This window comes from Amycolatopsis eburnea, assembly GCF_003937945.1.
GTDB classification, from domain to species: Bacteria; Actinomycetota; Actinomycetes; order Mycobacteriales; family Pseudonocardiaceae; genus Amycolatopsis; species Amycolatopsis eburnea.
This window is the reverse complement of record NZ_RSEC01000058.1, coordinates 729,780-740,866: the sequence shown is the minus strand read 5'-3', so window position 1 is coordinate 740,866 and position 11,087 is coordinate 729,780. Positions and strand designations below refer to the sequence as shown.

General features: G+C 72.8%; 12 protein-coding genes and 1 tRNA gene. 9 read left to right on the top strand and 4 right to left on the bottom strand.

The window, feature by feature from the left end:
* Nucleotides 1-50 precede the first annotated feature (50 nt).
* A complete protein-coding gene (locus EIY87_RS29055; protein ID WP_191984333.1) occupies nt 51-467 on the top strand; it encodes a hypothetical protein in 417 nt (138 codons plus the stop codon).
* Nucleotides 468-470: 3 nt separating this feature from the next.
* On the opposite strand, the gene EIY87_RS29050 is transcribed toward EIY87_RS29055, so the two are convergent.
* Nucleotides 471-692: a DUF3618 domain-containing protein gene (locus tag EIY87_RS29050; protein WP_086864478.1), complete on the bottom strand. Its 222-nt coding sequence runs from the start codon at nt 690-692 to the stop codon at nt 471-473.
* A gap of 99 nt (nt 693-791) precedes the next feature.
* Between EIY87_RS29050 and EIY87_RS29045 the strand changes: the two genes are divergently transcribed.
* A tRNA-Leu gene (locus EIY87_RS29045) sits at nt 792-865 on the top strand.
* Nucleotides 866-1,049: 184 nt separating this feature from the next.
* Here the strand turns inward: EIY87_RS29045 and EIY87_RS29040 are convergent.
* Nucleotides 1,050-1,997 carry a saccharopine dehydrogenase NADP-binding domain-containing protein gene (locus EIY87_RS29040; RefSeq protein ID WP_125313020.1) on the bottom strand — a complete coding sequence of 316 codons (948 nt, stop codon included), beginning with the start codon at nt 1,995-1,997 and terminating at the stop codon, nt 1,050-1,052.
* Nucleotides 1,998-2,067: 70 nt separating this feature from the next.
* Here EIY87_RS29040 and EIY87_RS29035 point away from each other — a divergent pair, with 70 nt between their 5' ends.
* The 7 genes from EIY87_RS29035 (at nt 2,068) to EIY87_RS29005 (ending at nt 9,694) form a co-directional block, all read left to right on the top strand.
* Nucleotides 2,068-2,985, top strand: a complete 918-nt coding sequence (locus tag EIY87_RS29035; RefSeq protein WP_125313019.1) for a helix-turn-helix domain-containing protein — start codon at nt 2,068-2,070, stop codon at nt 2,983-2,985.
* Between the two features lie 9 nt (nt 2,986-2,994).
* Nucleotides 2,995-3,747: an NAD(P)-binding domain-containing protein gene (locus EIY87_RS29030; RefSeq protein ID WP_125313018.1), complete on the top strand. Its 753-nt coding sequence runs from the start codon at nt 2,995-2,997 to the stop codon at nt 3,745-3,747.
* Between the two features lie 391 nt (nt 3,748-4,138).
* Complete coding sequence (locus EIY87_RS29025) at nt 4,139-5,026, top strand: hypothetical protein (RefSeq protein ID WP_125313017.1); 888 nt, start codon at nt 4,139-4,141, stop codon at nt 5,024-5,026.
* A gap of 134 nt (nt 5,027-5,160) precedes the next feature.
* Complete coding sequence (locus tag EIY87_RS29020; protein ID WP_125313016.1) at nt 5,161-5,343, top strand: hypothetical protein; 183 nt, start codon at nt 5,161-5,163, stop codon at nt 5,341-5,343.
* A gap of 192 nt (nt 5,344-5,535) precedes the next feature.
* Nucleotides 5,536-6,081 (top strand): hypothetical protein, encoded by a 546-nt coding sequence (locus tag EIY87_RS29015; protein ID WP_125313015.1) that lies wholly within the window; start codon nt 5,536-5,538, stop codon nt 6,079-6,081.
* 15 nt (nt 6,082-6,096) lie between these two features.
* Nucleotides 6,097-6,570 carry a thioredoxin-dependent thiol peroxidase gene (bcp, locus tag EIY87_RS29010; protein WP_125313014.1) on the top strand — a complete coding sequence of 158 codons (474 nt, stop codon included), beginning with the start codon at nt 6,097-6,099 and terminating at the stop codon, nt 6,568-6,570.
* 4 nt (nt 6,571-6,574) lie between these two features.
* The gene (locus tag EIY87_RS29005) at nt 6,575-9,694 is read left to right on the top strand and encodes an NACHT domain-containing protein (RefSeq protein ID WP_125313013.1); all 3,120 of its coding nucleotides are present in this window, start codon (nt 6,575-6,577) and stop codon (nt 9,692-9,694) included.
* Here the strand turns inward: EIY87_RS29005 and rdgB are convergent.
* Nucleotides 9,691-10,293, bottom strand: coding sequence for an RdgB/HAM1 family non-canonical purine NTP pyrophosphatase (gene rdgB, locus EIY87_RS29000; protein ID WP_125313012.1), 603 nt, complete (start codon nt 10,291-10,293; stop codon nt 9,691-9,693). The genes EIY87_RS29005 and rdgB overlap by 4 nt on opposite strands.
* Nucleotides 10,290-11,066, bottom strand: coding sequence for a ribonuclease PH (gene rph / locus EIY87_RS28995; RefSeq protein ID WP_125313011.1), 777 nt, complete (start codon nt 11,064-11,066; stop codon nt 10,290-10,292). The genes rdgB and rph overlap by 4 nt, the downstream gene beginning before the upstream one ends.
* Nucleotides 11,067-11,087 lie beyond the last annotated feature (21 nt).

Sequence of the window (11,087 nt, the reverse complement as noted above, 5' to 3'; positions counted from 1 at the left end):
GCGTCACGGTTGTGTAAAGCATGGTGGTGGAGGAGAGGGGCGTGAGGCAGATGGTGGAAGCGATCACGGCGACGTACGTCCAAGAGGACGCCGACTGGGCGATCACGGTCAGCGGCCACGGCAAGGAGCTGACCGCCAGGGCACCGGGCATCATCGCCGCGCGCGACCGGGCGGACCAGCTGGTCGAGGAGCTCGGCGACGGCAAGGCGACGGTGGTGCACCTGCTCAACGGCAGTGCGCTGGACTTCACGAGCGCCTACATGACCGCGCGGCTGACGCTCCCCAAGCTCCCGCCGCTCGAGGTCCCGCCGCCCGGCAGCGTGCCGAAGCAGCAGACCACGGAGGCCGCGGAGAAGAAGCCGCAGCTGCCGCCGAGCAAGCAGCTCCCCAAGGCCGTCGAGGACCGCAAGGCCCCCGCCGAGCCGGCGCCCGCCGCGGAGAGCAAGGCGCCGGCCAAACAGGCCTGAGCGCTACTTGAGGAGCTTGCGCACCAGCAGGACGAGCACGAGGATCCCGCCACCGATCAGCGGGTACTTCACCTTCGGGTTGTCCAGCTTGGCGCGCACGCCGTCCTTGGCCGCGTCGGCGAGCTTCTTGGGGTCGGCCTTGACGGTGAGCTGGTCGAGCGTCGCCGCCAGAGCGGTCCTGGCCTGCTCGATCTCACGCTCGATCGTCTCGGGGTCGCGAGCCACGTGTCCTCCTCGCCGGGTGGGTCTTCCGGGCCCCAACTTAGTCGACCGCCCCACCGCCTCCGCACGGGCCACGCCGCACGCTACGCTTCCCCGTGCTGGGGGCCCGTAGCCCAATTGGCAGAGGCACATGGTTTAGGTCCATGCCAGTGAGAGTTCGAGTCTCTCCGGGCCCACGAGCGAGTTGGGTGAGTCCTGCTCGGCGCTTCGCGCCTTCGCCGGACTCGCTCGTCGTTTCTTCCGGGGGTGCAACCCCCGGGCCCCGCCCGGCGGGCTTCGCCCCCGGACCCCCGCCGTGGTCACCTCCGCGACGTCGGGCACCACTTCTCCGCCGCCAGCGTGCGCGGCGCTACCGCTCCCTCAGCTGAAGTCGACCGTGACGCGCGGCGCCAGCGCGCGCAGGAAGTCCGGCGCGTCGAAGATCTCCCCCGCCGGCGCGACGCCCTTCACGCGCGTCCGCCCGGTCAGGATCCGCTCGACCGCCTCCACCGCCAGCGGCGCGCTGACCGCGTAGATGTCCTCGCCGCGCGCCACCGCCCGGCGCTCTTCCCCGCCGCGCCGCACCCGGACGTCCACCACGAACGTCTCCGCCGAGTCGCGCTCGGCCGCCGCGGCCAGGCCCTGGGCCGCGGCCACCGTCATGTACGACGTCACCGACGGGACCGCCAGGTGCCGCGGGATCGTCACGATGTCGGCCATCGAGAACTCGCCGAGCACCGGCCGGGTGCCGAGCGGCTCGGGGAAGGCCCAGTCCAGGGACGGCAGGGCGTCGTCGCGGTGCTCCAGGCGGCCGCCCGCGAACCGGACGCGCTTGCCGCCGCGGCGTTCGCGGGAGACCTGGCCGGCCGCGAGGGTGCCCGGCGTCGGGTGCCAGCCGCTCAGGCCGTAGGCGACGTGCACCTCGTCGGCCGCCGGCCAGTCGCCCAGCGCCGCCGTGGCCAGCAGATCGGCCAGGCCGCCGAAGAACGCCATCGCGGGCACCACCGCGGTGTCCGCCGTCAGCGCGAAGGTGTCGAGGTTGGCTTCGATCTCCGCGGCGACGTCGACGTACGGGACGCCGGCGCGGATCGCCGCCGAAGCCACCGGGAGGGCCGTCGCGGCGAACGGGCCCGCGCAGTTGATCACGGCCGCCACGCCGTCGAGCGCGCGGTCGAGGGCCGCCGGGTCGTCGACCGACGCGGGCCGCCCGCCCGGCAGCTTCGCCGCGTCGCGGCCGGAAAGGACCGGGGTGAAGCCGCGTTCGCGCAGCTCGGCCACCACGTAGCGGCCGGTGAGTCCGTAAGCGCCGTAAACCAGTACCGAAGTCATGCGGCAATCTTCGCGACGTCCTCGCGCTCGGAACAGTGTCCGGAACGACGCGATGCGTACACTTTCGGACATGCACGCTGTCGCGCTGGCCGCCACCGACGGGATGCTCTCGTTCGAGCTGACCATCGCCACCGAGGTCTTCGGCGAGAACCCCCGCTACGACTTCGCCGTCTGCGGCAGCGAACCCGTCCGCGTCGGCCGGTTCCTGCTGGAGCCCGACGCGGGCCTGGACCGGCTGGCGCGTGCCGGCACGGTGATCGTCCCGGGCTGGGCGGACGTCGACGCGCCGCCGCCCGCGGACCTCGTCGACGCGGTGCGGGCGGCCCACGCGCGGGGCGCGCGGGTGGCGTCCCTCTGCACGGGCGCGTTCGTGCTGGCCGCCGCCGGCCTGCTGGACGGGCTGCGCGCGACCACGCACTGGGCGCACACCGACGTCCTCGCCGCCCGCTACCCGCGGGTGACCGTGGACCCGGACGTGCTCTACGTCGACAACGGCCAGGTGCTCACCTCCGCGGGCAAGGCCGCGGCGATGGACCTCTGCCTGCACCTGGTGCGCGCCGACCACGGCCCGTCGGTCGCCAACGCGGTCGCCCGGCGCCTGGTCGTCCCACCGCACCGCGCCGGCGGACAGGCCCAGTTCGTCGCCACCCCGGTCCCCACCCGCGACGACCACCCGCTCGCGGCGCTGCTCCCGTGGATCACCGCCCGCCTCGACCGGCCGCTCACCGTCGAAGACCTGGCCCGCCAGGCGAACATGAGCTCCCGCCACCTCGGCCGCCACTTCCGCGCGGCCACCGGCACGACGCCGTTGCAGTGGCTGCTCACCCAGCGCATCCGGCGCGCGCAGGAACTGCTGGAAAACACCGACAACGGCGTCGAGGCCATCGCCGAAGCGGTCGGCATGGGCACGGCGACGACGTTGCGCCGCCACTTCAACCGCGCGGTCGGTGTGCCCCCGGACACCTACCGCCGCACCTTCCGCGGTTAGGGTTCGGCCATGCGGTCGTACGGGTTCGTGGGCACCGGTGAGCTCACCGCCGCCATCGTCGAAGGTCTCGGCGCGGACTCGCCCGAGGTCTTCCTCTCTCCGCGCAACGCAAAGATCGCGCACGACCTCGCCGCCCGCTTCCCGAGCGCGCGCGTCTGCGGCAGCAACCAGGAAGTGCTCGACCGCACGACGACCGTCGTCATCGCTGTGCGCCCGCAGATCGCCCGGGACGTGCTGGCGGAGCTGGCGTTCCGGCCGGAGCACGTGGTGGTGAGCGCGGTCGCCGCCGTCTCGCTCGCCGAGCTGCGCGAGCTGACCGCCCCCGCGGAGCGGATCGTCCGGTCCATCCCGCTGCCGACGGCGAGCCGGCGCGCGAGCCGCACCGCGATGTACCCCGACGACTCCGTCGCGCGCGCCCTGTTCGAGCGCGTCGGCGACGTCGTCGTCCCCGCGGACGAGCCGACGCTGGCGACGTTCAGCGCCGCCACCGCGACCTTCGCCGCGCACCTGGACCAGCTGGCGACGATCGCGGGCTGGATGGCCGAGCACGGTGTCGCCCCCGAGGACGCCAACGGCTACCTCGCCCACGTCTTCGGCGAACTCGGCCGCACCCTGGCCGGGTTCGACGGCACCCTCGGCGAGCTGGCCCGCAAGCACGAGACACCCGGCGGGATCAACGAACAGTTCCGGACGGCGGTGCGGGACCCCGCGCGGGTACGCAAGACCCTCGACGACGTGCTCGCCCGCGTGAAAGGTCAATAGCGCACGTCGCGACGCACGCGCGAGCGGACCTGCGCACCGCGGCACCCGGACCACTCCTGTCCGAAGTGGACAGTAGCGAGCCGCGCGTCCCGCGCCCTCCCGGCCCGGAACTGCTCGACGCCGTGCTGCGGCTGCTCGACCACCCGGGCGCGAGATCCTCTGGCGCCTGCTGACCGGCCCGCACGGCGCCCCTGGTGCGCCAGATCGGGCTGGCCGACAGCGGCCTGTCCCACGTCAGCGCGGTCACCGCGCTTACCGCCGCCTGTTCGGCGCCCCACCCGGCCAGGACGCCGCCCGCCTGCGGGACGCCGCGGCGCTCGCGGGACCGCAGCTGCCCCGAGGCGCCGATCCGTTCAAGACCGCGACCCCCGCCGGGTGCGACGCTGGCGGCATGCCTGTGAACCTCTCCGCGGCGGCGTCGTTCATGGCGACGCACGCCCGCCTCCTCGACCGCCGCCGCTTCGAGCTGTTGAGCGGCCAGACCGACGTCAGCGCCGTGCTGGCCGCCGTCGACGGGTACCGCAACCCCGACGGCGGCTACGGCTGGGGCCTCGAACCGGACCTGCGAGCGCCGGAAAGCCAGCCCGGCGGCGCGCTGCACGCCTTCGAGGTCTTCGAAGACATCGCGCCCGGCACGTCGCCGCACGCGGCGAAGCTGTGCGACTGGCTGGCGTCGGTCTCGCTGCCGGACGGTGGCCTCCCCTTCGCCGTGCCCGTGGCCGACCCGGCGGGCTGCGCGCCGTTCTGGGCGCAGGCCGATCCCGCGGTCGCCACTCTGCAGAGCACCGCGTTCACCGCCGGCGTGGCCCTGCGCGTCGCCCGCCACGACCGCGCGGTGCGCGAGCACCCGTGGCTGGCGGCCGCGACCCAGTACTGCTTCCGCGCCATCCGCGAGCTTTCCGAGGCGCCGCACGCGATCGCGCTCTCGTTCGCCGTGCGGTTCGTGGACGCCGCGCACGACCTCCACGCGGAGGCGCCCGAGCTGCTGGCGCACCTGGCCGCGTTCGTCCCGCCCGACGGCCTGGCCCCGGTGGCCGGCGGCTCGGACGGCGAGACCCTGCGCGCCCTGGACTTCGCGCCCCTGCCGGACCGCCCCGCCCGCGCGTTGTTCACCGACGACGTCATCGAGAGCGAGCTGCGGCGGCTCGCCGGCGAGCAGCGGGACGACGGCGGCTGGCGGGTGGATTTCGCGAACTTTTCGCCCGCCGCGGAGCTCGAATGGCGGGGGTACGCGACCGTCCGCGCGGTGTCGGTGCTCCAGCGCAACGGCGTCGTCTGAAGATCTACACGGGCGCCGACCACGTTCACTCGGCCGTGGCACGTCGGGTCACACGCGGTAAGCGGTTACACGCCTTTCGGTGGCCGAGGCCGAACCCGTACTGTGACTCCAGGTGCCCGGGCCGGAGGTGGAACATGTCGTCGCGCAACCCGTTGGGCTGGTTCGCCCGCTGGGCGGACTGGTTCGAGGAACGCGGCGTCTACGTGCCCGGCGAAGAGAGCCGCGCGGTCGACCCGATCCGGGATTTCGGCTGGCTGATGGCCGCGTGGGTGGCCGGCGTGGCGATCTTCATCCTGCTGTTCGCGCTCGCCGTTTAAGTGGCATGTGGGCAGTGATTGTCACGAGCGGTGCCGTTCCGGTCACGGATTGGCCACGGGGTGGCACCAGGTGCGCGACAACCCCCGGTCGCGCCTCGTAACCGCGCGCGATCACGGCCAGAGTGGAGCGGGTTCGCCCGGCAATCCCCCGTTGCCGACGGCACCCCCGACCCGCCGACTGGAGTACCCGCGATGGCGCTCGCGCGCACGTGCAAGATCATGTTCACCTCAGGACTGCTCGGCCTGGCGGTGGCGTGCGGGGTCCCTTCGACGCAGGGCGGTACCGCGGCGCTGGGCGCCGCCGGCTCCCCGGCGGGTGCCGGCGCCTCGGCCTCCCAGGCGGGCAACGACCTCAAGTTCGGCGCCGACCACCGGTTCGCCAGCGGCCTCACCCTCTCGGTCGGCTCCCCGAAGTCGTTCCGCCCCAGCTCGTCGGCGTACCCGCAGAGCCCGCGCGGCGCGGCGTTCGACATCCAGCTCACGAACGAGGGCGCGACGACGTACAAGCTGTCGGGCCTCACCGTCACCGCGACGGCGTCGGGCACCGCGGTCAAGCAGATCGTGGACACGACGCAGGGCTTCACCGGCATCACCGACGCGGGCAAGGACGTGCTGCCGGGGCGCTCGGTGCACATCGCGCTGGCGTTCGCCGTCCCGCGCGAGCAGGTGCAGCTGCGGCTGCAGCTCCGCCCGAGCGCGACCGAACCCGCCGCGGTCACCTACTGCGGCCCCGCGTGACGTTAGGCTCGGCCCATGACCGAGCGTCTTTCCCCGGGTGACGAAGCCCCGGACTTCACCCTGCCCGACAGCGAGGGCAACGACGTCTCCCTGCGCGACTTCCGCGGCGAGTCCGTGGTCGTCTACTTCTACCCGGCGGCGAGCACCCCGGGCTGCACGAAGCAGGCCTGCGACTTCCGCGACAACCTGGCCCAGCTGAACGACGCCGGCTACCGCGTGATCGGCATTTCCCCGGACACGCAGGCGAAACTGGCGAAGTTCGCGGAAACCGAGAAGCTGACGTTCCCGATCCTGGGCGACCCGGAGAAGTCGGTCATCGAGGCGTGGGCCGCGTACGGCGAGAAGAAGAACTACGGCAAGACGTACCTGGGCGTCATCCGCTCGACGTTCGTCGTCGACGCCGAGGGCAAGATCGCGCACGCCTGGTACAACGTCCGGGCGGCCGGCCACGTGGCGAAGCTGATCCGCGACCTCGGCCTCGCCTCCTGACGCGTTGACGAGCCTGGAGGGGCCGGCGCTCAAGCTGGGCGGCCAGATCGCCTCCGCGGCCGCCCAGTCGTGGCTGCGGCGGCGCAAGGCGGGCTTCGAACGCTCCGCCGACCTGACCGACCTGGCGGCAGGCGAGCTCAAGGGACCGCTGGAACGGCGGAAGCTGGAGAACCTCGTCCGGACGATCGGCACGCAGGTGGCCGAGCAGCTGGAGGAGGTCCTCGCCGACCGGTTTTCGGCCTTGCCGCAGAACGAGGTCGATGCCGCCTTCCTGGCCGTGGAAGACGCCCTGACCAGCGCGGACCTGTCCGACGATGCCTTCCTGGCCGCGGACGCGGACCCCGAGCAGCTGGCCAGGACGCTGCGGGGCGGCCTGGCCCGCGAGCGGCTGCTCGCCCCGCAGGCGGCCGCGCTGTACGAGCTGGCGCTGGACCTGTCGTGCCGCCACCTCGTGCAGGTGGTCCGCCACCTGCCGTCCTTCCAGCCCCGCGCGCTGGCCGAGGTGCTCGCCCGGCTGAGCCGCCAGAGCGACCAGCTCGACGAACTGCTGGCGAGGGTGCCGAAGACCAGCCTCGCGACCCCCGAGGGTGTCGACCACGACGCCGAGTTCGAAGCGGCGTACCTGCGGCTGCTCGCCCGCGACCTCGACCGGCTCGAACTGCTCGGCCTGACCGTGGACGACCAGCCGGCGCTGCCGCTGACGGTCGCCTACCTGAGCTTGAGCGTCTCCCCCGAAGGCGAGCCACGCCGGGCGGACCGGCGCACGGACGAGCTGTGGTTCGAGAAGCGCGGGAACGGCGCGGGCAGCGCGAACATGCGGGTCGAGACGGCGTTGAGCGGCGCCACCCGCGTCCTGGTGCGCGGCGAGGCCGGCTCGGGCAAGACGACGCTGCTGGACTGGCTGGCGGTGACGGCGGCCCGCGGCCGGTTCACGGGCAAGCTCGAGGGCTGGAACGGCCGGGTCCCGTTCCCGATCCGGCTGCGCAGCTTCGCCGCGGAGCCGTTGCCGCGGCCGGAGGACTTCCTCGCGCACATCGCGCCGATGCAGGCCCCACCGGACGGCTGGGCCCGCCGGGTGCTCGAAAGCGGCCGGGCGATGGTCCTGGTCGACGGCGTCGACGAGGTGGGGACCGGGCACCGCCGCGAGGTGAAGGCGTGGCTGCGCAAGCTGTCGACGGCGTTCCCGGACACCCTGATCGTGGTGACCTCCCGCACGGCGGCGGCCGACCGGCGCTGGCTGGCGCAGGAGGGTTTCGGCTGCGTCCTGCTGGAACCGATGAACGCGGCCGACATCGACGCGCTGGTGACCCGCTGGCACCAGGCGGCCGCGGCGGGCGGCACGGTCCGCCCGGGCACCGACGTCGCCGCGGTCCAGCGGCGGCTGCTGAACCAGCTCGACAGCCGGCCGCACCTGCGGACGCTGGCCGCGAGCCCGCTGCTGTGCGCGATGTTGTGCGCGCTGAACCTGGCGCACCGGTCGGAACTGCCGCGCGACCGGATGGACCTGTACCGCAAGGCGTTGTCGATGCTGCTGCACCTGCGCGACGCGGAACGGCGGATCGACGTGATCCTCACCGAGTCCCAGAAGGAAGTCCTGCTGGGCGACCTGGCGTGGCGGCTTTCCCTGGCGTCGAAGGTGGAACTGCCGAAGGAGCGGGTGCTCGCCCACCTCACCCGCCGGCTGCCTTCGCTGCCGCACGTCGACCATTCGCCGTCGGAAGTCCTGGACCACCTGCTGGAACGCAGTGGCGTGCTGCGCGAGCCGGTGCGGGACCGGGTCGACTTCGTGCACCGGACGTTCCAGGAGTGCTTGGCCGCCAACGAAGCCACCGAACAGGACCACCTGGAGACGTTGATCGCGAAGGCCCACCTGGACACGTGGTGGGAGACGTTCGTGATGGCGTGCGGCCACGCGAAGCACCACCAAGCCGGGACGCTGCTGACCGGGATCCTGGACCGGGCGGACGAGGAACCCCGCCACGCCCGGCACTTGCGCCTGCTGGCGGCGGCGTCCCTGGAGACGGTGAGCAACGCGTCCCCGGACGTCATCGCCCGGGTCGAGGCGGTGATCCGGGAGCAGCTGGTGCCGCCGCGGAGCCTGCGGGAGACGCAGTCACTGGCGTCGATCGGGCACCGCGTGCTGCGGTACCTGCCCCCGACGCTGGACGGCCTCTCGGACGCGGTCGCGGCGGCCACCGTCCGGGCCGCGGCGCTCACCGCGGGAACCGAGGCGCTGACGCTGCTGCACGGCTACGCCCAGGACCCGCGCCGGGCGGTGCAGGAACAGCTGACCGAGGCGTGGCAGTACTTCGACCCGGAACGCTTCGCCGTCGACGTCCTGGCCGATTCCCCGTTGGACGAGGGACAGGCCACCGTCCGGAGCGCGCGGCTCCTCCCGCACCTGCACCGGTTGCGGAACCTGACCCGGGCGAAGGTCAAGCTGTCCCCGGCGGACGAGCTGAGCGACCTCGGCGTGCTCGACGGCCTGCCGCACCTGGGCCACGTCCGGTTGTGCTTCGACGGCGAGACGATCGTCGACCTCGCCCCGCTGCGCGAGCACCCCGCGGTCACGTCCCTCTCGCTGAACTTCGCCCGCGGGTACACCAACGTCCAGCACCTGAAGCACCTCGACCGGCTGGTATTCCTGGCCCTGACCGGCAACACGCCGTGGCGGAACCTCGACGGCTTCGCCGGACTGGCGGACCTCGACTTCCTGGCCGTCGATCAGCTGCAGGAGGTCGAAACGCTGGATCCGTTGTGCGCGCTGGAAAACCTGAACACGCTCTTCCTCCGCGGCATCCAGCCTGCCGCACTGGCCGCCTCGGAACCCCTTGCGGCACCGAACCACGTCGTCGTGTTCGGCCAGCCGGGGATCACCGCGAACCGGGTGGCCGGCGCGCGGTTCGCCGCGTGCTTCCCCGGCGCCACCAGCTTCTTCTTCAGCGAAGTGGAGATCGACGACCTCCGCCCGCTCGCCACCCCGCGGTTGCGCAAGCTCACCCTCGACGGCATCACTTCGCCGGTCGACGTGAGCTCGCTGGCCGACCTCGACGTGACCGTCCAGGTCACCGGGACCGAACTCCTCGGCACGGAGAAGCTCGGCCCCGGCGTCAAGCTGAGCTAGGCCAGTTCCCGCAACGCCGGCAGCAGCGCCCGCAAAGCGCGTCCCCGGTGGGAAAGCGCGTCCTTCTCCGCCGGTTCCATCTCCGCCGACGTCCGCGATTCGCCGTCCGGCTGGAAGATCGGGTCGTACCCGAACCCGTTCGTCCCCCGCCGCGCGCGCACGAGCGATCCACGCCACTCGCCGCGGACCACGGTCTCCTCACCCGACGCCAGCACCAGCGCCGCCGCGCAGACGAACTGGGCGCCGCGGCGCTCGTCCGGGACATCCCCGAGCTGCCCCAGCACCAGATCCAGGTTCGCCTCGTCGTCGCCATGACGACCCGACCACCGAGCCGACAAGACCCCGGGCATCCCGTTCAACGCGTCGACGGCGAGCCCCGAGTCGTCCGCGATCGCGGGCAACCCGGTAGCCGCAACCGCATCCCGGGCCTTCGCGACCGCATTGCCCTCGAAGTCCGGAGCCGTCTCGGGCGCCTCGGGGAACTCGGGGACGTCGGCGAGACCGAGCACCTCGATACCGGAAATCCCCTCGGCGGAAAGGATCCGCCGAAGCTCGCCCAGCTTCTTCGCGTTCCTCGTGGCCAGAAGCAGCTTCGTCACTTCGACCCCTTCTTCTTGTCCGGCCGCGGCTCCGGCAGCTCACCGGGGTACGGCAGCGCCAGCGCCTCGTTCTGCAGCCGGGTCAGCTCCGCGCACCCCGCGAGCGCGATGTCCAGCATCTTGTCCAAAGTGGACCGGGCGAAGGTCGCGCCCTCGCCGGTGCCCTGGACCTCGATCAGCGTGCCCGCGTCCGTCGCGACGACGTTCATGTCGACCTCGGCGCGCGAGTCCTCCTCGTACGGCAGGTCCAGCCGGACCCGGCCGTCCACGACACCCACGCTCACCGCGGCCACCGAAGACGACAGCGGCTGCGGGTCGTTGAGGCGGTTGGCCGCGCCCAGCCACGTGATCGCGTCCGCCAGCGCCACGTAGCCACCGGTCACCGCCGCCGTGCGGGTGCCGCCGTCGGCCTGGATGACGTCGCAGTCGATGACGATCGTGTTCTCGCCCAGCGCCGCCAGGTCGATGCAGGCGCGCAGCGAACGGCCGATCAGCCGCGAAATCTCGTGCGTGCGGCCGCCGATCCGGCCCTTCACCGACTCGCGGTCACCGCGGGTGTTGGTCGCGGACGGCAGCATCGCGTACTCGGCCGTCACCCAGCCGAGGCCGGAGCCGGCCCGCCAGCGCGGGACGCCTTCGGTGACGCTCGCCGCGCACAGCACCCGCGTGTTGCCGAATTCGATCAGGACCGAACCCGCCGGCCACTGCTGGAACCCCCGGGTGATCTTGATGTCACGGAGCTGGTCGTCGTTCCTGCCATCTTTTCGAGCCACGGGAGCACTCTAGGACCGCGC

Coding starts and splice junctions, on each gene's coding strand:
- EIY87_RS29055 (WP_191984333.1), top strand. CDS start 51: ATGGTGGAAGCGATCACGGCGACGTACGTCCAAGAGGACGCCGACTGG.
- EIY87_RS29040 (WP_125313020.1), bottom strand. CDS start 1,997: ATGACTTCGGTACTGGTTTACGGCGCTTACGGACTCACCGGCCGCTAC.
- EIY87_RS29035 (WP_125313019.1), top strand. CDS start 2,068: ATGCACGCTGTCGCGCTGGCCGCCACCGACGGGATGCTCTCGTTCGAG.
- EIY87_RS29030 (WP_125313018.1), top strand. CDS start 2,995: ATGCGGTCGTACGGGTTCGTGGGCACCGGTGAGCTCACCGCCGCCATC.
- EIY87_RS29025 (WP_125313017.1), top strand. CDS start 4,139: ATGCCTGTGAACCTCTCCGCGGCGGCGTCGTTCATGGCGACGCACGCC.
- EIY87_RS29020 (WP_125313016.1), top strand. CDS start 5,161: ATGTCGTCGCGCAACCCGTTGGGCTGGTTCGCCCGCTGGGCGGACTGG.
- EIY87_RS29015 (WP_125313015.1), top strand. CDS start 5,536: ATGGCGCTCGCGCGCACGTGCAAGATCATGTTCACCTCAGGACTGCTC.
- bcp (WP_125313014.1), top strand. CDS start 6,097: ATGACCGAGCGTCTTTCCCCGGGTGACGAAGCCCCGGACTTCACCCTG.